The 22106-nt window shown below is 71.2% G+C and carries 17 protein-coding genes and 1 tRNA gene; 13 read left to right on the top strand and 5 right to left on the bottom strand.

The genetic code is table 11. From position 1 onward, the window contains the following. The first annotated feature begins 209 nt into the window (after nucleotides 1-209). From ACH4MY_RS02710 to ACH4MY_RS02690, 5 genes are read left to right on the top strand one after another with little or no spacing between them, the layout of a single operon-like run. Nucleotides 210-2132, top strand: coding sequence for an ATP-binding protein (locus ACH4MY_RS02710; RefSeq protein ID WP_397996491.1), 1923 nt, complete (start codon nucleotides 210-212; stop codon nucleotides 2130-2132). 5 nt (nucleotides 2133-2137) lie between these two features. Then, nucleotides 2138-2572: a roadblock/LC7 domain-containing protein gene (locus ACH4MY_RS02705; RefSeq protein WP_189832660.1), complete on the top strand. Its 435-nt coding sequence runs from the start codon at nucleotides 2138-2140 to the stop codon at nucleotides 2570-2572. A 2-nt stretch (nucleotides 2573-2574) separates the two neighbouring features. Further along, nucleotides 2575-2946: a DUF742 domain-containing protein gene (locus tag ACH4MY_RS02700; protein WP_397996487.1), complete on the top strand. Its 372-nt coding sequence runs from the start codon at nucleotides 2575-2577 to the stop codon at nucleotides 2944-2946. After that, a complete protein-coding gene (locus ACH4MY_RS02695; protein WP_397996484.1) occupies nucleotides 2924-3547 on the top strand; it encodes a GTP-binding protein in 624 nt (207 codons plus the stop codon). The genes ACH4MY_RS02700 and ACH4MY_RS02695 overlap by 23 nt, the downstream gene beginning before the upstream one ends. Then, nucleotides 3544-4116, top strand: coding sequence for a GAF domain-containing protein (locus ACH4MY_RS02690; RefSeq protein WP_397996481.1), 573 nt, complete (start codon nucleotides 3544-3546; stop codon nucleotides 4114-4116). Before ACH4MY_RS02695 ends, ACH4MY_RS02690 begins: the two co-directional genes overlap by 4 nt. A 148-nt stretch (nucleotides 4117-4264) precedes the next feature. Here ACH4MY_RS02690 and ACH4MY_RS02685 read toward each other — a convergent pair whose 3' ends face one another. Continuing rightward, nucleotides 4265-5473 carry an acyl-CoA dehydrogenase family protein gene (locus ACH4MY_RS02685; RefSeq protein ID WP_397996478.1) on the bottom strand — a complete coding sequence of 403 codons (1209 nt, stop codon included), beginning with the start codon at nucleotides 5471-5473 and terminating at the stop codon, nucleotides 4265-4267. On the opposite strand from ACH4MY_RS02685, the gene ACH4MY_RS02680 reads away from it, so the two are divergent. After that, on the top strand, nucleotides 5441-5629 hold the full coding sequence (locus ACH4MY_RS02680) for a hypothetical protein (protein ID WP_397997441.1): 189 nt from the start codon (nucleotides 5441-5443) through the stop codon (nucleotides 5627-5629). The genes ACH4MY_RS02685 and ACH4MY_RS02680 overlap by 33 nt on opposite strands. Before the next feature lie 415 nt (nucleotides 5630-6044). Next, nucleotides 6045-6118, top strand: a tRNA-Pro gene (locus tag ACH4MY_RS02675). 494 nt (nucleotides 6119-6612) lie between these two features. On the opposite strand, the gene ACH4MY_RS02670 is transcribed toward ACH4MY_RS02675, so the two are convergent. From ACH4MY_RS02670 to ACH4MY_RS02660, 3 genes are all read right to left on the bottom strand, one after another. Then, nucleotides 6613-8328 carry an RICIN domain-containing protein gene (locus ACH4MY_RS02670; protein ID WP_397996475.1) on the bottom strand — a complete coding sequence of 572 codons (1716 nt, stop codon included), beginning with the start codon at nucleotides 8326-8328 and terminating at the stop codon, nucleotides 6613-6615. A gap of 254 nt (nucleotides 8329-8582) precedes the next feature. Next, nucleotides 8583-8777, bottom strand: a complete 195-nt coding sequence (locus ACH4MY_RS02665) for a ferredoxin (protein ID WP_397996472.1) — start codon at nucleotides 8775-8777, stop codon at nucleotides 8583-8585. A gap of 55 nt (nucleotides 8778-8832) precedes the next feature. Beyond that, nucleotides 8833-10026 carry a cytochrome P450 gene (locus ACH4MY_RS02660; RefSeq protein WP_397996470.1) on the bottom strand — a complete coding sequence of 398 codons (1194 nt, stop codon included), beginning with the start codon at nucleotides 10024-10026 and terminating at the stop codon, nucleotides 8833-8835. Nucleotides 10027-10314: 288 nt separating this feature from the next. On the opposite strand from ACH4MY_RS02660, the gene ACH4MY_RS02655 reads away from it, so the two are divergent. Both ACH4MY_RS02655 and ACH4MY_RS02650 read left to right on the top strand, forming a co-directional pair. Then, nucleotides 10315-12729: an ADP-ribosyltransferase domain-containing protein gene (locus ACH4MY_RS02655; protein WP_397996467.1), complete on the top strand. Its 2415-nt coding sequence runs from the start codon at nucleotides 10315-10317 to the stop codon at nucleotides 12727-12729. A gap of 485 nt (nucleotides 12730-13214) precedes the next feature. Next, complete coding sequence (locus tag ACH4MY_RS02650; RefSeq protein ID WP_397996465.1) at nucleotides 13215-14447, top strand: serine hydrolase domain-containing protein; 1233 nt, start codon at nucleotides 13215-13217, stop codon at nucleotides 14445-14447. A gap of 63 nt (nucleotides 14448-14510) precedes the next feature. On the opposite strand, the gene ACH4MY_RS02645 is transcribed toward ACH4MY_RS02650, so the two are convergent. Continuing rightward, a complete protein-coding gene (locus ACH4MY_RS02645) occupies nucleotides 14511-15407 on the bottom strand; it encodes an oxygenase MpaB family protein (protein WP_397996463.1) in 897 nt (298 codons plus the stop codon). A gap of 381 nt (nucleotides 15408-15788) precedes the next feature. On the opposite strand from ACH4MY_RS02645, the gene ACH4MY_RS02640 reads away from it, so the two are divergent. From ACH4MY_RS02640 to ACH4MY_RS02625, 4 genes are all read left to right on the top strand, one after another. Continuing rightward, nucleotides 15789-16040, top strand: coding sequence for a hypothetical protein (locus ACH4MY_RS02640; protein ID WP_397996460.1), 252 nt, complete (start codon nucleotides 15789-15791; stop codon nucleotides 16038-16040). A 97-nt stretch (nucleotides 16041-16137) separates the two neighbouring features. Beyond that, nucleotides 16138-16944, top strand: coding sequence for an HlyD family efflux transporter periplasmic adaptor subunit (locus tag ACH4MY_RS02635; protein WP_397996457.1), 807 nt, complete (start codon nucleotides 16138-16140; stop codon nucleotides 16942-16944). Beyond that, nucleotides 16941-19205: an NHLP family bacteriocin export ABC transporter peptidase/permease/ATPase subunit gene (locus ACH4MY_RS02630; RefSeq protein ID WP_397996454.1), complete on the top strand. Its 2265-nt coding sequence runs from the start codon at nucleotides 16941-16943 to the stop codon at nucleotides 19203-19205. The genes ACH4MY_RS02635 and ACH4MY_RS02630 overlap by 4 nt, the downstream gene beginning before the upstream one ends. Before the next feature lies 1 nt (nucleotide 19206). Then, nucleotides 19207-22092 (top strand): NHLP bacteriocin export ABC transporter permease/ATPase subunit, encoded by a 2886-nt coding sequence (locus tag ACH4MY_RS02625; RefSeq protein ID WP_397996451.1) that lies wholly within the window; start codon nucleotides 19207-19209, stop codon nucleotides 22090-22092. Nucleotides 22093-22106: the final 14 nt, after the last annotated feature.

The raw sequence follows: 22106 nt of genomic DNA, 5'->3' as shown, positions 1-22106 counted from the left end.
GCGGGCCGGTCTACGGGTAAGTTTGCCAACTGCGCACCGCACATGAACGGTTGACGACTACAGTGTGTGGTTGGTGATCATCGATAGGCTCATCGCACGCACGTCGCACACCCCCTGAACCACCCCCTTAGTCCACCCCCTTGCAGTCCCCCCCCGTAGTCCACCCCCGAGTACGCCGATTCCTGGGCACGTACGTACCAAGGACACTCATGTCTCAACTTCGCGCACCCGCCTCGCGGTCCGATCGACGCGAGGGCGGGCGGCACGGCCGGTCCGGCGCCCGCTCCGCCCCCGGCGCCGGCGGCAACCCCCCCTCGCAGCCCCCCGCGCCGCACACGACGGAAGCCCGCATACGCCCCCAACTCCTGCGCACCTCCGTGCTTCCCGCCGTCGCGGTGGCACTGGGCGGGGCCGCGGCCGTGCTCTTCACCATCCGCTCCACCGGCGCCACCCCCGGCCCCGGCCTCTGGGCCGCGCTCACCGGGGCCGCCGCCCTCACCGTCGCCTCCGTGACGGCGGCCGCGCTCGGCGCGGACCGGGCCGCCAAGGCGGTCCTCGACCGCTGCGACTCCCTGCGCCGCTCCAGCGTCCGCAGCCAGGGCGAACTGCAGACGATCATCGAACAGTTGCGCAAGGGAGAGGGAATCCCTCCCCGTCCCGCACTGCCGACCGGCATCACGTCGGGCGACGAATTCGACCTGCTCTCGCACGAGCTGACGCGCTCTCACGAGGCCGCCGTCGCGGCCGTCGTGCAGGCGTCCCGGCTCTCCAGCAGCGTCGGCAACGAACAGAAGGTCGAGGTCTTCGTCAACCTCGCCCGGCGCCTGCAGTCCCTGGTCCACCGCGAGATCCAGCTCCTCGACGAACTGGAGAACGAGGTCGAGGACCCGGAGCTGCTCAAGGGCCTCTTCCACGTCGACCACCTGGCCACCCGCATCCGCCGCCACGCCGAGAACCTCGCCGTGCTCGGCGGCGCGATCTCCCGCCGCCAGTGGTCGAACCCGGTCACCATGACCGAGGTGCTGCGCTCCTCCATCGCCGAGGTCGAGCAGTACCCGCGGGTGAAGCTCGTACCCCCGATCGACGGTACGCTCCGGGGCCATGCCGTGGCCGACGTCATCCACCTCCTCGCCGAACTCGTCGAGAACGCGACGTTGTTCTCCGCGCCGCACACCACGGTGCTGCTCCGCGCGCAGTACGTCACGGCCGGTCTCGCGATCGAGGTCGAGGACCGCGGTCTCGGCATGCCCGTCACCGAGCAGAACAAGATGAACGCACTGCTCGCCGACCCCGACCAGGTCAACGTCGCGCATCTGCTGCAGGACGGCCGCATCGGACTCTTCGTCGTCTCGGCGCTCGCCCGCCGGCACGGCATCGCCGTACGCCTCCAGTCCAACATCTACGGTGGCGTCCAGGCCGTCCTCGTGCTCCCGCAGGGCCTCCTCGGCGCCGACCCCGAGGGACTGGCCCAGCACGAGCGCCAGGCCGCCGCGACCGCGGGCTCCGCCGCGGTCCCGCCGAACCAGGTGCAGATGCAGCCCCAGGCGACGCCACATCCCCAGTCGCCCGTGCAGTCGCCCTCGCAGCCCGCCCCCGCGGTCGCCACCCCCCTGGCCGCCCCGGCGCAGGCCCCCATGACGGCTCCGACGACGGCCCCGGCCCACCACCAGGCGCCCGCGCCCGTGGCCATGGGCACGACGGCCGCCACCGGACCCGTACCGCAGTCCCCGTACTCCCCGGAGCGGACCGCCGTCCGTCACGAGGAGCCCCCCGTCCACGACCCGCTCACGTACCCCCGTACGAGCGAGCGGTCCCACGGGTACGCGGACTCCGGTCGCACCCCCGCGATACCGGCGCAGTCGGCCGGCGGAGAACACCAGGGACCCCCGACCGTCCTCCTGACGCCACTCCCCCCGGCGCCCGCGGACAACGGCCGGCCCGTGCTCCCCAAGCGGCGCGCCCAGGAGCACATCGTCCCGCAGCTGCGCGACGAGCCCGTGGCCCGCAAGCCCGAGGAGCACGCCCTGCACGACCCCGGCTTGATGGCCGCGTTCCAGCGCGGCATCGGTCTCGCCGAATCCCAGCCCGCCCCCCATGAATCGCTGCGTCCAGGCGACGCGCACAAGGAGTAGACACCATGGCGAGCAATGTGCCGACCGGCCATTCCTCGGACCTCGACTGGCTGCTGAGCGGACTGGTCCAGCGGGTCCCCTACACCCGCAACGCGGTTCTGCTCTCCTCCGACGGCCTCGTGAAGTCCGTCCACGGCCTCGACCCCGACGCCGCCGACCACATGGCCGCCCTCGCCTCCGGGCTGTACTCGCTCGGGCGCAGCGCGGGCGCCCGGTTCGGCGACGGCGGAGAGGTGCGTCAGGTGGTCGTGGAGCTCGACTCCACCCTGCTGTTCGTGTCCACCGCGGGCTCCGGCACCTGCCTGGCGGTCCTCGCCGGGCGCGAGGCGGACGCCGCGGTCCTCGGGTACGAGATGGCGATGCTCGTCAAGAGTGTCCGTCCGTACCTGGTCACCCCCGCCCGGCAGACGGCCGGCGTGGTGGGTGGCATCGGGCAGTGAACATGACGACCCCTCAGGAAGGGCCCTGGCTCGACGACGCGGCCGGCCGGCTGATCCGCCCGTACACCGTCAGCGGCGGCCGGACCAAGCCCACCACCGCCCTGGACCTGCTGTCCATGGTGATGGCGACCGGATCGTCCCTCCAGGCCCATATGGGCCCCGAGCACAGCCTGGCCCTCGGGCTGTGCGACGGGCCCACCTCGGTGGCCGAGATCGCGGCGCACTTACGGCTCCCGGCCGTGGTCACCAAGGTCCTGCTCTCCGACCTCGTGGACTGCGGGGCGCTCACCGCCCGCGCTCCCCGGTTCCACGCCAACCCAACCGACCGTTCCTTGCTGGAGGCAGTGCTCGATGGCCTACGACAACGCCTCTGAGCGCCACGACAGTCTCGCGACCGACCCGTTCCCCACCGCGCTCAAGATCCTGGTGGCGGGCGGCTTCGGCGTGGGCAAGACGACCCTCGTGGGCGCGGTCAGCGAGATCGAACCGCTGAGCACCGAGGAGCTGCTGACCTCGGTCAGCGCGGCCACCGACAGCCTGGAGGGCGTGGAGTCCAAGACCACGACCACCGTCGCCATGGACTTCGGCCGCATCACGCTCGACGACCGCCATGTGCTCTATCTCTTCGGCACCCCCGGCCAGGAACGCTTCTGGTTCATGTGGGACGAACTCTCCGAGGGTGCGCTCGGGGCGGTCGTCCTCGCCGACACCCGCAGGCTCCAGGAATGCTTCTCCGCCGTGGACTTCTTCGAGCGGCGGGGCATCCAGTTCGTCGTGGCGGTCAACGAGTTCGACGGCTCCTTCCGCTACGAACCGGACGAGGTGAGGTCCGCGCTCGACCTCAAGCCGGATGTGCCGGTCGTCCTCTGCGACGCCCGGATCTCCAGCTCCGGAATCCGCACCCTGCTGACCCTCGTCCAGCATCTGCTCACCACCATCCCGGCCACCGTGCCGAGCTACGGAGCCACGCCATGACGTACGACCCCACCGGCCACCTCCTGCTGACCCCCATCGACAAGGACGCGCCCGCCCGTGTGCAGCGGCTGCACGAACTCGGTCTCGGGGAGCGTCCGGAGCCGGCGTTCGACGAGTTCGCCCACCGCCTCGCGGAGGTGACCGGAGCCCCGTTCTCGATGGTCAACTTCATCGACGAGAACCGGCAGTTCTTCGCGGGGCTGCACACCCCCGAGGGCACCCACTCGGGCAGCGACCTGGGTGCGGCCGCCGCGGGCGCCGGCGGTGTCGGCCGCTTCATGGCCCGCGACCACGGCTACTGCCCGCACGTGGTCGTGCGGCGCAAGGCCCTTGTCCTGGAGGACGTCTGCGACTACCCGCGCTTCGCCGGGAACCCGGTCGTGGACGAGATCGGCATCCGCTCCTACATGGGCGCGCCGCTGATAGACCGCACGGGGGTCGCGCTCGGCACCATCTGCGTGGTCGACACCGACGTCCGCCCGTGGGGGCGCGCCGGTCTCGAGACGATCAAGGTGATGGCGGCCGAGCTGATGGAGCAGATCAACCGTCGCGAGGACGGCAGGTTCTGACCCTCGCCGCACCCGTCGCACGCGCCGTGCGACATGGCGGGAGCCCCGGTACGGCCGTCGCCGTACCGGGGCTCCCGGCAGTTCTGGGGCTTTCGGTGCTTCGGGGTCACCGGTGTTCCGGGGTCACCGGTGTTCCGGGCCGGGTTCGTCAGGCGTGGACCGGCTCCGGCTCCGGTGTGCGGACCAGCTCGGACAGCCGCTCCGACCAACTGCCCTTGTCCTGGCCGAGAGCGACCTCGGCAAGGCGCAGCAGCTGGATGTCGGAGGTGCCGGCCGGCGCGAAGATGTGGTGTGCGTCGCGGAGGTACCGCTCGATGGACCGGTCCGTGAAGAGGCCGGCGGCGGCGTGGATCTCCATGGCGTTACGACCGGAGTCGATCGCCGACTCGACGTTGACGAGCTTGGCGTTCATCAGCTCGGTGTCGCAGGAGAGCCCCTGGTCGAGCAGATGCACGGCGTGGTACGCGGCCAGCCGGGCGGTCATCAGCCGGGACTGCATCTGCCCCAGCTTCAGCTTCACCGTGGGGAGGTCGTGGAGCGGCTTGCCGTAGCGGATGCGCTCGGAGGCGAACCGGGTGGTCTCCTCCAGGATCGCCTGGTGGATGCCGAGGGAGACGGCGGTGAGGTTGGCCCGGCCGTAGAGCACGCTGGAGGAGTAGGCGACGGAGAGACCGTCGCCCTCGTCGCCGAGCCGGTTGGATGCGGGCACCCGGCAGTTCTCGAAGATCAGCTCGCCGAAGCTGAAGCCGTGGAGGCCCATGGCCGGCTGCTGCGGACCGGTCCTGAACCCGGGGCGATGGGATTCGACCAGGAAGGCGGTGAGACCCTTCGAACCGGGACCGGTCCTGACCACCACGCCGTGCAGGTCACCGACGTGACTGTTGCCGACGTAGACCTTGCTGCCGTTGAGGATGTAGTCGTCGCCGTCGCGCACCGCGCTGGCGCTCATGCCGAGGACGTGCCCACCCGACTCGGGCTCGGTGACCGCGATGGTCGGCAGGCACTCACCGGCGGCGATCCTGGGAAGCCAGGTCTTCCGCTGCTCGTCGCTGCCGAAGTGGACGATCTTGGCGGTGCCCAGCTGTGAGGCCTGGACCATGGCACCCATGGCGCCGCTGACCCGGGACAGCTCCTCGATGATGATGGTCTTGGCCAGGTGGCCTGCGCCCATTCCGCCGTATTCCTGGGCGATGGTCGCGCCCAGCCAGCCCTGCTCGGCGATCAGCCGGGACAGCTCGTGGTGAACTGTGCGTGACGCCTCCATCTCGGCTATCCGTGGCCGAACCTCACGCTCTGCGAAGTCGCGCACCGTCTCCCTGAGCTGATGATGCAGTCGACTGCTGAAGTAGCCGTCCATCCGGAGTACCTCTCCTGCGAAACGCCTGATCGGTTGTCCGGTCAGGTGGTGCATCGGCAGTGGCCCCGTCCCGGACAGGCCGACCACTTCATGGTGTTGATCTTTCTGGGACGGATCAATATCGCCACGATTTTTGTCCGAAACCCGAGCGGTTGACGATGAAACCGGACTGTGTTTCGCGTGGTCTTGGCCTGCTCGGCCCGATCCGGGTGGCATTCCGCTTAGGCATCTTTCTGCCACAGGCCCACCACAAGGAAGCAGCCATCCCACAGTCATGAGAGCACTCCCCTCACCACATGAGCACTTCTCCTCCTGTGGTTTCGGGATTCCGGATGCCCTCTCGAACCACGTCCTTCCCGGACGGCAGACCCCTCCGACCGTCTGGTCCAGCCCTCAGAGGTGACAGACGGTCGCACCCCTCGGTGCACAGAAGTGCTACGGAGAGTCACCGGCTCACTCCTCGTATACGCCCCCGCTCCGGACGCCGGGAAAGGGTTCGTGACCACCACGGAAAGTGCGGTATTGTTCTCATGCGCGTCCAGCCAGGGGAAACCCCAGGTCAGACGGGCACCGGGACGTGGCGCAGCTTGGTAGCGCACTTGACTGGGGGTCAAGGGGTCGCAGGTTCAAATCCTGTCGTCCCGACTTTTCGAAGTCGTAGATCGAGGGGCCGTTTCAGAGCAATCTGAAACGGCCCCTCGATCGTTTCGGGGGACGGGCCGGGGAGCGGCCGGGGGCCAACTCGCCTTGGTCGCGGCAATGGGCTACCACGGCCGCGACTGGCGCTGCGACCACGGTCGGCAGGGCATGCGACGCCCGGAGCGTGGCGAGGTGTGTCGATCAAGAACCGCGTCTCACCTGGTGCCGCCCAGGCCGCTCCTCCCGCCCGAGGTGTCGCCACGGCCGCCGTGGCCCGGACGGTTGCCGTGGTCGGTCTCGGCCTGAAGGGCGGCGCGGGTCAGTGGGCCGTATGCGCCTCGCTCCTCCGGGATGTCATGGACCTCCGGAAACGACTGAGTGCCGCCTCCAGGAAGGGGCCGCACACGCTGTTCGCCCCTCCGACGGCGGCAGTTGTCCTAGAAGGGGCCGACCCCAGGTGCGGGTCGGCCCCTTCTCGGTGCCGGAGGAGCGGGGGAGGGCTAGAAGCCCTTCACCACCCAGTCCTGGACGTCGGAGGTGGGGCTGCCCTGGGTCCACAGGGTCAGCCAGACGCCGTTGCCCAGGGAGTTGCCCTTGGGCGTGATGGCCTTGCCGTAGGCGTTGACGGCGCTGCCGTCGGCCGACGGGGCGAACCGCTGGACGTCACTGGAGGGATTGCACGTCCACAGGGTCAGCAGCGCGCCGTTGGTGTTCGCGCCGTTGGCCTCGGGGGTGATGCACTTGCCGCTCGCCTTGTGGACGATCAGGCCGTTCTCGTACTTCCACCGCTGGGTGTCCGATCCCGTGCAGCTCCACACCGTGATCGGGGTGCCGTTGGCGGTGCCGTTGCCCTGGGGTGTCGCACAGGCGGAGCCCGCCACGTGGAAGTTGGTGAGCCAGCTCCAGCCGTCGACGGGCTTGCCGGCGTCGGGCTCGACGTTGAACACGACCCTGCGCGGTCCGCTGGAGTCCACCAGTGCCTCGTTGGCGCCCCAGAGCCGCTTGGCGTGGGGGTCCCAGGACAGGCCCTGGGTCAGCTGCGGGGCCTGGGTCAGGACGTGCGGCGCCTCGCCGGGCTTGGCCACGTGGATGCAGGAGTAGAGCTCGGTGCCGCCCGGCCAGTACGTCGGGCAGGTACCGCTCATGTAGTAGTTGGTGCCGTCCGTGGCCGTGCCCTGGATGCCCCACACGGGAGAGCTGTAGCCCGTGGTCTCCGAGGCGACCGTGGTGGGAAGGCCGGTGCCGAGGGCCGACAGCGGCCAGCGGACGATGCGGGCGCCCGCGCCGTTCCGGTTCTCCACCGAGACCAGGGCCGGCGTCGCGCCCGAGCGGTCGACGCTCAGGCTGCTGAGGCACAGCTCTTCCTTGACGGCCGGGCCGCAGGCACGGGGGCTGTTGTTGACCCAGGCCGTGGAGGGGCTGTCGACCGCGGCGGTGCTGATGGTGCTGTAGCGGGCGACGAGCGGCATCGCCCAGAGGTGGAAGCGGGCGGAGGTCTTGCCCGCGTCCAGGCGGGTGAGGGCGCTCGTGGTGTCGTTCATGCGCCACATGCGCGTCAGGTCGAAGACCTGGAGTTCGGCGCCGTTGGCGACGAACAGCCGGTTGCCGTACCAGGCGACGCCGTCCGAGTGCGAGGTGTACTCGAGCGGCTTGAAGTTGCCGGCGACCGGCTCCACGAGCGCGATGTGCCCGTACTTGACCTGACCGCCGGTCGACTCCGCGATCGTGACCCGCGCGTAGTCCTCGACCGTCTTCGGCGTACGCGTCTCGACGTAGGTGCCGTGGTACCAGGCGGTGGCGGTGAGGGAGCGGCCCGCATACAACCCGTCGGCGGTGGCGGCATGCGAACCCGCGAAGCCCTGCGGCATCCAGCCACCGCCGCCGTCCGCGTAGTTGGAGCGGTCGTCCTCGTCGTCCCAGCAGAACCCGTCGGGCTTGAGAGCGCCGTTCAGCCCGGTGGCGTGACACAGCCCCGGACGCCCCGTACGGGTACCCAGGACGTCGGTGACGGACGCCTTGGCGACTCCGGCGGCCTCGGCGGAGTCGATGAGACCGGTCTTGTCCCCGTCCACGCGCGTGAGCTTGAAGGTCGAGGTGAACGGATCCAGGCCGGAGGCGGCCTGGGCGGGCTGGGCGGGAAGGAGGACGGAGGCGGTCACGGCCGCACCGAGCGCGAGCTGGGCGAGGCGTCTACTTCGTCCGAACATGAGTTTCATTTGGGCAGGCTAACCGCCGCCGACTTCTCATGATCATCTTCTTCACCAGGTCTTCACGCAGGTCACAGGGTTGACCCAGATGCCGTCCGCCGTTGCGCCCGACCGGTTCCGGCGTGTGGTGTCTTCGTCGGCGGCCGCCGACGGTTCGCACTCCAGGGGGGTCGAGTGGCCGTTTCGGAGCGATCCGGAACGGCCACTCGGCTCTCTTCGGGGAGATCACGGTCGGCGCGCCCGGGGCGGCACGCCGAGGCTCTCTACTCTCCGGCGAGGGTGATCGCCCCTACGGGGCAGGCACGGGCCGCCTCACGTACCAGAGGGCCGCCCGGCTCGTCCGCGTGTCCCGGGACGACGGTGCCGAAGCCGTCGTCGTCCTGCGTGAACACCTCCGGGGAGAGCAGCGCGCACTGCCCGGCTCCGATACAGACGTCCGTGTCGAGGGAGATGTGCACCGGCGTGGTTCCTTTCGTCGACTGAGCCCACGTCCTTGTCGGTCCGGCAGGCCCCTCACCATGTGACGGGCAGCTCCAGCAGGCCCTGGATGGTGTCGCCCGGCTTGAAGGGGATCTTCTCCGCGGGCACCGCGAGGCGCAGCCCCGGAAGTCGGCGCAGCAGCGTTCCGAGGGCGATCTCCAGTTCCGCACGGGCCAGGTTCTGCCCGAGGCACTGGTGGATGCCGAAGCCGAAGCCCACGTGGTGGCGGGCCGGGCGGGCCCAGTCGAGGGTGTCCGGATCGGCGTACGCGGCACCGTCGCGATTGATCAGCGAGGTCGAGAACACGACCCCGTCACCCGCCCGGATCACCTCGTCGCCCACCTCGATGTCCTCGCGCGCGACCCGCAGCATCCCGTCCGCGATCGACAGGAACCGCAGCAACTCCTCCACCGCCGCGGGGAGCAACTCCGGGGCGGCCCTGAGCTCCGCGAGCCGCTCCGGGTGGCTCAGCAGCGCGTACGTACCCAGCGAGATCATGTTCGCCGTCGTCTCGTGCCCGGCGACGAGCAGGATCGTCGCCAGCTCCACCAGTTCCTTCCGGTCGGGCCGCCCCTCCAGCTTCTGACGGGCGACCAGGTCGTCGAGGACGCCCTCGCCCGTCTTGGCGTGCTTGCCGTCGAGCAGGTCGCCGAGGTACCCCTCCAGCCGGGCCAGGGCCTCCTCCGTGTCGGCGGCCGTCGGGCCGCGCAACAGCCGGCGGGACTGTTCCTCGAAGAACTCGTGGTCCTCGTACGGCACGCCCAGGAGGTCGCAGATGACGATCGACGGCACCGGCAGCGCGAACGCGCTCACGAGTTCCGCCGACGGCCCGGCCTCCTCCATGGCGTCGATCAGCCGGTCCACCGTCGCCTGGATGCGGGGTCGCATGGCGTCCGTGCGCTTCAGCGAGAAGCTCGGGATCAGCATCCGGCGCTGGGTGTTGTGCTCGGGATCGTCCCAGCCGAGCAGTGCGGCCCGTCGACGGCGGCGTACGCCCGCGACGCGCTCGGTCGGCAGCGGGAAGTCGTCCCGGGTGGAGTCGGTGGACAGCCGCTGGTCCGCGAGGAGGGACCGGGCGGCTCGGTGGCCGGTGACGAACCACACCTCTCGCCCGTCCCACAGGGTGACCCGTGACAGCGGGCGTTCGTCACGGAGGGAGTCGTAGGCGGTCGGCGGGTGGTAGGGGCAGGTGCGGTTCTGGGGGAAGGCCACGGCTTCGGTGGTCATGAGGACCTCTCGGGCTGCGGTTCGTCGGCTGCGGTTCTTCGGCTCTGACGGCCGTACAGGTGTCGGCTCGGGTGTCCGAACGGGTGTCGGATCCGATGTCGGTTCGGGTGTCGGTTCCGGTTGTGGGTCGCCTCTTACTACATGCCTCAGGCATCTATTACGTCTACACGTAGTTCGGCCAAACCGCCGGAACGGGGGACGGCCGACGGCCCTTCCGCCGGGCGGCGTTGTCAGTGGCGGGCGATAGCTTCGGGAGTGTTCGAGAGAGTGTGCGAGAGGGGTGGACGCGTGGGTGTCGAGCGTGCGTTGAAGGTCGTTCTGGTCGATGTCAACGACGAGGTGGTCAAGGCCTGGCGTTCCGCGTTCGCGGACACGCCCGAGGTCGAGATCCGGCAGGGTTCCCTTCTCGACGTGGACGTCGACGCGTGGGTCTCCCCGACCAACGCGCGGGGCCGGATGGACGGCGGGGTCGACGCCGTCGTCAAGCGGCACCTCGGCGCCGGGGTCCAGGTCCGTGTGCAGCGGGAGATCCGCGCCCGGTTCGGCGGAAGTCTGCCGGTGGGCAGCGCGGTGTGCGTCCCGTCGGGGGCGGCCGTACCGCGCTACCTGATCTCGACGCCGACCATGCGGCAGTCCTCGCAGAACGTCAGCGAGACCATGAACGTGGCGCTGGCGTGCGCGGCGGCGTTCCAGGCGGTGCATCTGCGGAACCGGGAGAAGCCCGGCAGCATCCGGTCGGTGGCGCTCGTGGGGATGGGTGCGCAGACGGGTCGGGTGCCGGCGGGGGTGTGCGCCAATCTGATGTGGACGGGCTACACCCTGTTCCACGATCACGGGTTCGCGGACTACGACCAGTTGCGGGCCGCGGTGCTGGGGCAGCTCCACGACATCGAGGGCGCGGGGACCGCGAAGCGGGTACGGATCACCGTGCCGGGGGTGCCTTCCACCGCTGCTCAGGCGAAAGAGGCAGCGGTCGAGGCCGGGGCGGGGGTCGAGAACGGGGCTGAGACCGGGGCCGACGCCGGGGTCGAGGCCGGGGTTCCGGCCGCGGTGGAGGCCGGGGCCGGGGCCGGTCCGTCGGGGGCGGATCCGCTGGGTCTGGCCGAGCTGTTCGGCGGTGGCGGTGAGCCGTGGCTCCCGCTGCTGGGTCCGGTGATCGAGGCGCAGCCGTCCGCCGGCGACTTCATCGGCCCGAAGCGCAGCCCGGAGGTCGTTCCGGTGCGGGAGCTGACGTTCCAGGCGCTGAAGCCCCATCCGCCGAAGAAGTGGAAGGTGGTCGCCTTTGGGCAGAACCCGTATCCGCGGGCGGAGAGCGCGACCGGCATCGCCATGTTCGACAACACCTTCAACGACTGGAAGGACAGCCAGTTCGGCCGGGTGGTCAGCATGCGCTGCATCATCAAGGCGGCCGCGATGTGGAAGTACGGCATCGTCAAGAAGACGCCGATCGCCGACGTCCGCGCTCTGTTGAAGAAGGAGGACACGGTTCAGCCGCCGGAGTGGTTCCAGGCGATGCTCACCCAGGGTGTGCTGCTGCTGAACGCGTCCCTCACGGCGAGTGCCGACGGAGCGCTGCCGACCGACCGGCACACGTCGTTCTGGCGGCCCGTGGCCGAGCAGATCGTCGAGGAGATCCTCCGGGCGAAGCAGGACGCCGACGAGGAGGACCGAGGGGTGGTGTTCGCCTGGTGGGGCGCGCACGCCCGCAGTCTCAAGAGGGTCGTCCAGCGGCTGGAGAAGAAGTACCCGGGGGTCGAGGTGCGCCACCTTGACCACGTGAACCCGGCGGCGCAGGGTGATGTCTTCTGCGAGGGTGAGCACTTCGCCCAGGTGAACGACGCCCTGGCGGCGGTGGGGGCCGAGCCGGTCGACTGGCTGCCGCGGAAGGGCTGGGACCAGGGGGCGGCGGGTGCCGGCGGGGCGGGCGGCGGTGGGGTCGCCGAGCGGATGGGCGCGTTCATCGCTTCGACGATGGAGCTGCACCAGCTGTACCTGGAGCGGCTCACGAGCGTCAAGGACGAGGGACTCGTCCTGCCGCCCATCACCGGTGTGTTCGACACACCGTTGATGGATTTCCGAAAGGCCGTCGAGCCGGTGTCGCAGGTGCTCGCCCGGCTGGACCGGCACATCGAGCGGTCGAGTCGGTTCGGGGAGGCGAAGGTCGCGGAGGCGGAGGCCGCGGGCGCGCTGTCCGGGAAGGGGCTGTGCGGGGACGGACTGTCCGCGGACGCGATCTCGGCACTGTACCTGTACACGTGCGAGTCGGCTTTCTACCGCGAGATCAACGCCGTACTGCGTTCGCCGGACCGGGAGCGGCTCGTGCCGTACCTGCCGTACCTGCGGCTGCTGTTCTCGGCGGTGGAGACGCTGCCGGCGCAGACACGTCCGTTGTGGCGCGGTGTGGCCCTGGACCTGCGGTCCCAGTACCCGGTGGGGCGGACGGTCGCCTGGTGGGGCGTGTCGTCGTGCACGTCGGAGCTGGGCGTGGCCCGGGCGTTCCTCGGAAGCCGGGGCAAGCGGACGCTGTTCGAAGTGACACCGGCGAGGGCGGTGGGGATCCGGCGGTTCTCCGCGTTCACCGGAGAGGAGGAGTACATCCTCACGCCGGGCACACAGCTGCGGGTGACAGAGGTGAAGGCCGAGCGCGGTGGGCTGTGCACCGTACGGCTGACGGAGCTGGAGGGGCAGGGGCTGGTGTCCTAGTCGGCATCTCGCCGCACCGGGACTCGTCCCGGTGCGGCGCTCGGCTCCGCTCGCGGCCGACGGCGGACGTGCCGTGAGCGGCGTTCGTGTCCGTCGTGGGGCGGGCCGGTCGGCCGGTGGGTTCGCTGTCGGCCGGAGCTGCCCCGCTGGTCGGATCCGTCGCGTTCCCCTCGCCGCCCGAACTGCCGTGCTGGCGAACGGAGTAGTGCGCGGACCGGACGAGACGGAGGCCGTTTCCACGGCCCGGGGCGGCGGGATCGATGTTCACTCACGTCCCTCCGGCTCGATGCTTCCGTTACGAGGACGACGCCGCCGAGCGTCGGCGGCCGGCCGGGCCTGCCCTGCCGGTCCTGTCACGGCCGACGCCCGTTGCGAGCCCCCGCCGCTACCCGACCGGCGGCACCGGCGGGCCTGACGGGGTGACATTGACGCGGGTCGACGGGGCCTCGGCCCGTCGTGCGCGTGCCCCGGCCAATACTCCGGCCATGAGACCTGCTCGTTCCCTCTCCCGGTCGCGCCTCGCCGCGGTCACCGTACTCAGCGCGCTCCTCGCGCTCGGCGCCCCGGTCACGGCCGCCGGAGGATCCGCCGACGGCTCCGGTCACCGTCGGCACTGCGAAACCTCCCGGCTGCCCGACCGCGGCCCGGCACGCGACATCCTCCGCATCGCGGAGCGGGCCAAGGCGGACATGGGCCTCAAGTCCGTCATCCTGCGGGTGACCGTCGACGGCCGTGAGATCGTCACCACCGCGCTCGGCGAGTCGATGACGGGGGTACCGGCGACGCCCGCCATGCACTTCCGGAACGGCAACATCGCGATCAGCTACCTGGGCACCGCGCTCCTGCGCCTGGTCGACCAGGGCAAGGTCGACCTCGACGAGCCCGTGGCGCGCTGGCTGCCCGACCTCCCGCAGGGCGAACAGATCACCCTGCGCATGCTGGCCGCCTCCACCACCGGTCTCGTCGACTACGTCCCCACCCCCGGCTTCGGCCAGGCCGTCACAGCGAACCCCTTCCGCCAGTGGACGGCGAAGGAACTGGTGGCCATCTCGACCGGCATGGAGCGGTGGTACGAGCCGGGCACCAACTGGAGCTACTCGCACGCCAACTTCGTCCTCCTCGGCGAGGCCCTGGAGAAGATCACCGGAACCCGGCTGGACGTCCTGCTCCAGCGGCTGGTCCTGGGTCCGCTCGGACTGCGCGAGACCCGTAACAGCTTCACCCCCGAGATCCCCGAGCCCGCCCTGCACGCCTTCACCGCCGACCGCGGGACGTACGAGGAGTCCACCTTCTGGAACCCCTCGTGGACCACCGCCCCCGGTGCCGTGCAGACCACCGACATCTGTGACCTGGCCGGCTCGGCGGGCGGCATCGGCTCGGGCCGGCTGCTCTCCCGCGCCTCCCACCGGGAGCTGCTGAACCCGGGCACGGTGGGTCTCGGCCGCCCCACCGGGAAGTGCCCCGCGACGGTCTGCATCGCGAACACCGAGGCCACGCACTACGGCATGGGCCTGCTCGTCCTGGGCGACTGGGTCGCGCAGCACCCGTTGTTCTTCGGCTACTCCGCCTCCCAGGCGTACCTTCCGTCCGAGCGGCTGGCAATCGCCGTCTCGACGACGAACGGCCCGTCCGCCGGGGACGGCCACTTCGCCCACCTGATCGCCCAGCGCATCGCCGCCACCCTCGCGCCGAGCCACCCCATCCCCGACTTCGGCTGATCCGGCCCCGCCCCCCCGGACCGTCGGCCCCGAACCCGGCCCCCGGCAGCCGGCGACGGCAGCTCACCCCTCCCCGGATCCCCCGGCAACCGCGAGCCGTGGGGGAGGAGCCATCGCCCAGCGGATCCCTCCGGTCGCGAGCCGCCCGCCCATCCGGGCGGCCGCCCTCGCCGGCCCGGGGAACGCGGGAAGCCCCAGCTGCCCGCGCGCCCACGGCGGCAGCAGCTCCACCGCGCCTGCCGCGAGCAGCGCGTACGGCGCCCGGGCCTGCCAGGGGATCGGCGGGCTCCACAGCAGGAACCGGGCGGTCTCGCGGGCCTCGCGGGTCCCTTCGAGCTCGCCGCGGTACGTCTCCATCCGCCGCGCCAGCTCGGCCAGGTTCCGGGGCGGGCGCTCCACGCCCAGCTCCTCCGCGATCCGGGCGGTGTCCGCCACGTAGCCGTCGTATCCCTCGGGGCCGAGCGGGGACGCACCGTAGTGCCGGTGCGCCCGCAGGAAGCTGTCGACCTCGGCCACGTGCACCCAGCCCAGCAGATGCGCGTCGGACGCGTGGTAGCTCCGCCCGTCCTCCGTCGTGCCCCGCACCCGCTCGTGGACCGCGCGGACCCGCCGCACCGCGCGCCGCGCGTCGTCGGCCGTCCCGAAGGTGGTGACCGCGAGGAACGTGCTGGTCCGCTGGAGCCTGCCCCACGGGTCCCCGCGGAACCCCGAATGGGCGGCCACCGCCGCCATGGCCAGCGGGTGCAGCGACTGCAGCAGCAGCGCCGTCAGACCCCCGGCGAACATCGAGGCGTCGCCGTGGACCGCACGGATCGGCCGGTCGGGGCCGAACCAGCGAGGTCCGGGCGTCTCGTGGATACGGGCGCGCGTCCGCTCGCCCGAAGGGCCGGCGACGCGGCGGAAGAGTTCACCACCGAGCCGTTCCCTCAGGTCGACCAGGGTGGGAGGCGGCCATCCCATGCGGTCAGTATGCGCCCGCGACAGGGGGAACGATGTCCGCCGTGTCCTTCCCCGGGGCTGCCTGAAACCTGCACAACGTGCGCGTGTTGAGGGCGGCCCCCTTCACCATTCCTCGACCGGGACGGTACGGAACGTGTCCGGATGGCCCCTTTATCTCCCTTAGATTCCCCTCGCGTCCCGGGCAACCGGAATCTGTTACTCGTTTCTGGGGAGAAGGTGTCGGCATTCCGTGAAATTGAGGTCACGTACGTCGCCCGAGGTGTACGACCATCCACTTCGAATCGTCAACAGAATTGGTCCGGTAACCCGTTCGCGTGCTTTGATCGGCCCCGCTGCGGCCGCAGAAACGGATTCCCCCCCATTGAATGAAGGGTGCGCATCATGCGTCACGACCTTGAGACCGTTGAGATCTCCGACGCCGACCTGGACGCCGTGTCCGGCGGTCTCGTCACCGTTTCCGGTGGCCTCGTCGGCGCCGTGACCAGCGACGTCACGGGCCTGCTCGGCACCGTCGGCTCCCTCCAGACGGTCCAGGGTGTCGAGGGCATCGCCACCGGCGTCCCCGGCCTGGCCCAGGGCATCACCGGCGTCTCCGTGAACACCGCGGGCATCACCGGTCTCGCCGGTCTCTGAGCCGAATATCGCCCATGAACCCCGGGACCTCCCCCGTTCCGGGGTTCGTGGGCACCCCCTATCCGCATCATTCCGAATGCAGCCGAGGGAATAGTCAGTGCAGTTCCGCCAGAAGGCGCTTTCCAAGCTGCAATCACCCGAAGAACTCGATGTGCCGGTACGTTTCGCGCGCCCGCAGGGCCGTCTCGTGCTGGCCGTCACGGTCGTCGTCATCGCCGTCGCGGGCTACTGGGCCCTCACCGGCACGGTGGCGTCCACACTGAGCGCGCCCGGCGTCCTCACCCACGCCGAGGGCAGCTATCTGCTGCAGAGCCCGGTCGCCGGACAGGTCACCGAGGTCCTCGTCGAGGAAGGCCGGTCCGTGGCGCCCGGCACACCAGTGCTGACCGTCCGTACGGACCGGGGCGACCGGCCCGTGCGCGCGGTGGCCGGCGGGCGGGTCACCACACTCCTCGCCAGGACGGGCTCGGTCCTCCCGACCGGAGGGGACGTGGCGACGGTCGAGCGGGTGACCGACGCGAAGGACCCGCTGGTGGCCATGCTGTACCTCCCGGGCGACGACGCCTCGGCGATCCAGGTGGGCACCCGGGTCGACCTCGGCGTCCAGTCCGTTCCCCGTGACCGATTCGGCGTGCTGCGCGGCCGGGTCGAAGCCGTGGGCCGGGCGCCGCAGACCCAGGCGAGGATCGGCGCCTTCCTCGGCGACAGCGGGCTCGCCGCCCGGTTCACCCGGCAGGGCGACCCCGTCGCGGTGGTCGTACGCCTCGACCGCTCCGCCGCCACCGCCTCCGGCTACGCCTGGTCCTCCACGGACGGACCCCCGCACCCGGTCGACTCCGGTACGCCGGTCACGGCCGCCGTGCACCTCTCCGCGCAGCGCCCCGTCGACTGGCTGCTGCCGTGACGGCCCCGCCGGAGACCACCGGGACCCGGAGCCGTTCCCGGTCGAGGGCCTCGGCGCGCCGGCTCCCGCCCGCCCGCCGTCGTCGCGCCCCCGCGCCCACGGGCCGACGCCCCAGGACCGTGCGTACTCCCACGGTGCTCCAGATGGAGGCCGTCGAGTGCGGCGCCGCCGCTCTGGCGATGGTGCTCGCCCACTACGGCCGCTTCGTCGCGCTGGAAGAGCTGCGCATCGCCTGCGGCGTCTCGCGCGACGGGTCCCGGGCGAGCAACCTGCTGAAGGCCGCGCGGAGTTACGGCCTCCAGGCCAAGGGCATGCAGATGGACCTGGCGGCCCTCGCCGACGTGGCCGCCCCGGCCGTGCTGTTCTGGGAGTTCAACCACTACGTCGTCTACGACGGCATGGGACGCCGCTTCGGACGCAGGGGCGTGTACGTCAACGACCCCGGCAAGGGGCGCCGGTTCGTCCCCATGGACGAGTTCGACACGAGCTTCACCGGTATCGTCCTCACCTTCGAGCCCGGCCCCGGCTTCCGCCGTGCCGGCCGTCGGCCGGGCGTCATGCGGGCGCTGCCCGCCCGGCTGCGGGGTACGTCCGGCACCATGGCCGCCGCCGTGGTCTCCAGCCTCCTGCTGGTCGTCGTCGGGGCGTGGGTGCCCGCGCTGAGCCGTACGTACATCGACATGTTCCTCATCGGGAACCGGACGTCGCTGCTCGGCGTGCTCTTCGCGGCGATGGCGACCACCCTCGTCCTCACCGCGACACTGACCGCGCTGCAACAGGCCAACCTGCTGCGCGGCCGGATCATCTCCTCCACGCTGGGCAGCGCCCGCTTCCTGCGCCATCTGCTCCGGCTTCCCCTCACCTTCTACGCCCAGCGGAACCCCGCCGATCTGGTCCAGCGCCTGCAGTCCAACGACGCGGTCGCCGAGACCCTCGCCCGCGACCTGGCCGCGGCGGGCGTGGACGCCGTCGTGGTGCTGCTCTACGCGGTGCTCCTCTGGACGTACGACCCCCAGCTCACGGTGGTCGGCGTGCTGATCGCCCTGCTGAACGTGGTGGCCATGCGGATCGTGATCCAGCTGCGGGCCACCGACACACAGAAGCTGCGCGCCGAGAGCGCCCGGCTCACCAACACCTCGTACAGCGGCCTTCAGCTCATCGAGACGATGAAGGCCACCGGCGGCGAGAACGGCTTCTTCCGCCGCTGGGCCGGGCAGCACGCGACCACCCTCGACGTCCAGCAGCGGCTGGGTGTGCCCAGCGCCTGGCTGGCGGTCGTCGCACCCACCCTGGCCGCGCTCAACAGCGCCCTGATCCTGATGATCGGCGGTCTGCGGGCGGTGGAGGGGCATCTCTCCGTCGGTCTGCTCGTCGCCTTCCAGGCCCTGGTGACCGGCTTCACCGCCCCGATCACCCGCCTCAACGGCGTGGCCGGAAGGATCCAGGACTTCGCCGCCGACGTCGCCCGCCTCAAGGACGTCGAGAACTTCCCCGTCGACCCGGTCTACACGCGCCGCGAGCCGCCGGCCAGGACCCGCCGGCTCAAGGGCCAGGTGGAGCTGGCCGCCGTCACCTTCGGCTACAGCCCCCTGGACGCCCCGCTCCTGAAGGACTTCTCGCTCTCGGTCGGCCCCGGGCAGCAGGTCGCGCTGGTCGGCGGCTCCGGCAGCGGCAAGTCGACCGTCTCCCGGTTGATCTCCGGCCTCTACGCCCCCTGGGAGGGGGCCGTCCGGATCGACGGGATGCGTCTGGAGGACATCCCGCGCAGCGCCCTGGCCGCGTCCGTCTCCTTCGTCGACCAGGACGTCTTCCTCTTCGAGGGCACGGTCCGCGACAACATCGCGCTGTGGGACCCCTCCGTCCCGGACGAGGACGTCGTCGCCGCGCTGGAGGACGCGGCCGTGTACGACGTGATCGCCCGGCGCCCCGGCGGTATCCACAGCCGTGTCGAGCAGGACGGCCGCAACTTCTCGGGTGGCCAGCGCCAGCGTCTGGAGATCGCCAGGGCGCTGGTGCGGCGTCCCAGCGTCATGGTCCTCGACGAGGTGACCAGCGCCCTGGACGCGGCGACCGAACAGGTCATCATCGACAATCTGCGGCGCCGTGGCTGCGCCTGCGTGGTCATCGCCCATCGGCTGAGCACCGTGCGCGACAGCGACGAGATCCTCGTGCTCGACCGGGGCACGGTGGTGGAGCGCGGCCGTCACGCGTACCTGCTCGCCGCGGGTGGCGCGTACGCCCGACTGGTCAAGGAGCACTGAGGTGACGTTCCCTCACCAGCCGGCGCACCCGCCCACGGTCGTCGCTGACCCCGTCGTCGCGGCCCTGGGCGGTCTCGGCACGGCGGTCGACCGCACCGGCCTGGGCAGCGTCCCGCTCGAAGGCCCGCATGTGCTGTGGCTCGTCGTCGACGGCGCCATGGACCTGTTCGCGCTCGACGCCGCACAGCTCGGCCCCTGGCACTTCCTGGGGCGTCTCGGGGCGGGCACGCTGCTGCTCGGACCGGTGGAAGGGCCCGAACACACCCTGATCGGCCGCCCTCTGGAGGGCTGCCTGCTGCGTCGCGTGGACCTCCGCGAGCTGTCGTTCACCGGCGGTCAGTGGTACGGCGGTCAGTGGTACGCCGACCAGGACCCGTACACAGCGGTGGCCGAGCCGCGGCTGAGCCCCCTCGAACACGCCTTCGCGCTCGGCATCGGACGCGGTCTGCGCGTGCTGTACCAGGCGCCGCTGGACGGCCCCGCCGCCCACGACACCGGCGGAGGGGACGACGACATCCTCTGGATGCAGCTCGCCCCCGGGAGCGTGCGGTACGGAGCCGCGTACGAGGGATACGGCGACGACACCGCCGGCACCCTCCTCGTCGACCCGGTGATGTGGCAGAGCATGGTCGACCAGCAGTTCCGGCTGCTGTACGCCCTGGACAGCTGGATCGAGCAGCTGGAGCGCGCCCACGAGGACCGTACGGCGGCCGGGATCGAGGCGGGCCGCACCGCCCGCACCCAGGCGGACCAGGCGCTCCTCGCCTCCATCGGCCGCGCCGGCCGCCCGCGGGCGCCGGGCCGGAGCGCGCGGGGACGCGCGAGCGACGACGCCGCGTACGCCGTCTGCCGGCTGGTCGCCGCCGACGCCCGGATCACGCTGGCCGGGCAGGCCGAGGCGATCGGTCTGCCCGGACGCCTCGACCCCGTCGAACGCGTGGCGCTCGCCTCCCGGATCCGTACCCGCGGCGTCCGCCTCGGAGGACGCTGGTGGCGGGAGTACAGCGGACCCCTGGTGGGGCGGCGCGAGGAGGACGGGAGCCCGGTCGCGCTGCTGTGGCGGCGCGGCCGGTACGAGGCGGTCGACCCCGCGACCGGCGAGCGCGAGCGCGTCGGCGCGGCCGAGGCGGACCGCTTCGAACCCCGCGCGGTCATGTTCTACCGCCCGCTGCCCGACCGGCCGTCCGGTCTCCTGTCCCTGCTGCGCTTCAGCCTGCGCGGCACCCGCGCCGAGCTGCGGACACTGCTGCTCGCCGGGCTCGTCGCGGTGGGCCTGGGCGCCCTGGTGCCCATCGCGACCGGCAAGGTGCTGGGCCAGTACGTGCCGCGGGCCGAGAACGGTCTCATCGTGCAGACCGCACTGGCGATCATCGCGGCCGGCGTCGTCTCGGCCGCCTTCGGACTGCTGCAGAACACCTCCATCCTGCGCATGGAGGGCCGGATCGAGGCCACCCTGCAGCCCGCCGTGTGGGACCGGCTGCTGCGGCTGCCGACGAGCTTCTTCGCGGGCCGCTCCACCGGCGAACTGGCCAGTGCGGCCATGGGCATCAGCGCGATCCGCAGGGTGCTGTCCGGCATCGGACCGGTCGTCGTCCAGGCCGGCATCGTCGGCACGATGAACCTGGTCCTGCTGCTCGTCTACAGCGTGCCGCTCGCCCTGGCCGCCGTCGCCATGCTCCTGGTCGTCGCGGCGGTGTTCCTGGGCCTCGGGCTGTGGCAGCTGCGGTACCAGCGGCAGCTGATCCGGATCGGCAACAAGCTCAACAACCAGGCGTTCCAGACCCTGCGCGGTCTCTCCAAGCTGCGCGTGGCGGCGGCGGAGAGCTTCGCGTACGCCGCCTGGGCGGGCGAGTTCGCCCGGACCCGTGAGCTGCAACAGCGCGTCGGGCGGATCAAGAACGTCCTGACGGTGCTCGGCGCGGTCTGTCTGCCGCTCTGCACCCTGGTGATGTTCATGCTGCTCGCCGGACCGGCCCGCGGGTCGATGTCCGCCAGCGAGTTCCTCACCTTCAGCACCGCCGTGACGATGCTGCTCTCCTCGGTCACCCAGCTCACCGGCGCCCTCCTGTCGGCCGCCGCCGTGCAGCCGATGTTCGAGCAGGTCAAGCCGGTGCTCCGGGAGACCCCCGAGGTCCGTGGCTCCAGCGCCCAGCCGGGCGAGCTGAGCGGGGCGATCGAGGCGGAGAACCTTTCCTTCCGCTACTCCGACGACGGCCCGCTCGTCCTCGACGGGGTCGATTTCCGGGTGCGGCCCGGTGAGTTCGTGGCGATCGTCGGCGCCAGCGGCTGCGGCAAGTCGACGCTGTTGCGGCTCCTCATCGGCTTCGACCGGCCCACGGCCGGCGGCGTCCGCTACGACGGTCAGGACCTGGCGGCGCTCGATCAGGCGGCCGTGCGCCGGCAGTGCGGTGTCGTGCTGCAGAACGCCCAGCCGTTCTCCGGCTCGATCCTCGACTGCGTCTGCGGTGCCGAGACGTTCCCCCTGGAGGAGGTGTGGGCCGCCGTCGCGATGGCGGGCCTCGCCGGGGACGTCAAGGCCATGCCGATGGGCCTGCACACGATGCTGTCCGACGGCGGAGGCACGATCTCGGGCGGGCAGCGCCAGCGGCTGATGATCGCCCAGGCACTCATCCGCAGACCGCGGATCCTCTTCTTCGACGAGGCCACGAGCGCGCTCGACAACGAGGCGCAGCGGGTGGTCATCGAATCGACCCGTGCGCTGAGCGCGACCCGTGTCGTGATCGCCCACCGGCTGTCCACGATCATGGACGCCGACCGGGTGATCGCCATGGCGGACGGACGGATCGTCCAGCAGGGGACACCGGCCGAGCTGCTCGCCGACACCACGGGCCTCTTCCACGAACTGGTCCGCCGCCAGCTGCGCTGATCCGCCGCGGTCGC

The organism is Streptomyces sp. NPDC017246 (assembly GCF_044331325.1).
Lineage (GTDB): Bacteria > Actinomycetota > Actinomycetes > Streptomycetales > Streptomycetaceae > Streptomyces.
Note: the sequence above shows the minus strand (reverse complement) of the source record. Positions and strands in the feature narration are given on the sequence as shown.

What these genes read in the sequence shown, in the direction of transcription:
- ACH4MY_RS02710 (WP_397996491.1), top strand. Translation starts at nt 210, where the DNA reads ATGTCTCAACTTCGCGCACCCGCCTCGCGGTCCGATCGACGCGAGGGC.
- ACH4MY_RS02705 (WP_189832660.1), top strand. Translation starts at nt 2,138, where the DNA reads ATGGCGAGCAATGTGCCGACCGGCCATTCCTCGGACCTCGACTGGCTG.
- ACH4MY_RS02700 (WP_397996487.1), top strand. Translation starts at nt 2,575, where the DNA reads ATGACGACCCCTCAGGAAGGGCCCTGGCTCGACGACGCGGCCGGCCGG.
- ACH4MY_RS02695 (WP_397996484.1), top strand. Translation starts at nt 2,924, where the DNA reads ATGGCCTACGACAACGCCTCTGAGCGCCACGACAGTCTCGCGACCGAC.
- ACH4MY_RS02690 (WP_397996481.1), top strand. Translation starts at nt 3,544, where the DNA reads ATGACGTACGACCCCACCGGCCACCTCCTGCTGACCCCCATCGACAAG.
- ACH4MY_RS02680 (WP_397997441.1), top strand. Translation starts at nt 5,441, where the DNA reads ATGATGCAGTCGACTGCTGAAGTAGCCGTCCATCCGGAGTACCTCTCC.
- ACH4MY_RS02685 (WP_397996478.1), bottom strand. Translation starts at nt 5,473, where the DNA reads ATGGACGGCTACTTCAGCAGTCGACTGCATCATCAGCTCAGGGAGACG.
- ACH4MY_RS02670 (WP_397996475.1), bottom strand. Translation starts at nt 8,328, where the DNA reads ATGAAACTCATGTTCGGACGAAGTAGACGCCTCGCCCAGCTCGCGCTC.
- ACH4MY_RS02660 (WP_397996470.1), bottom strand. Translation starts at nt 10,026, where the DNA reads ATGACCACCGAAGCCGTGGCCTTCCCCCAGAACCGCACCTGCCCCTAC.
- ACH4MY_RS02650 (WP_397996465.1), top strand. Translation starts at nt 13,215, where the DNA reads ATGAGACCTGCTCGTTCCCTCTCCCGGTCGCGCCTCGCCGCGGTCACC.
- ACH4MY_RS02645 (WP_397996463.1), bottom strand. Translation starts at nt 15,407, where the DNA reads ATGGGATGGCCGCCTCCCACCCTGGTCGACCTGAGGGAACGGCTCGGT.
- ACH4MY_RS02640 (WP_397996460.1), top strand. Translation starts at nt 15,789, where the DNA reads ATGCGTCACGACCTTGAGACCGTTGAGATCTCCGACGCCGACCTGGAC.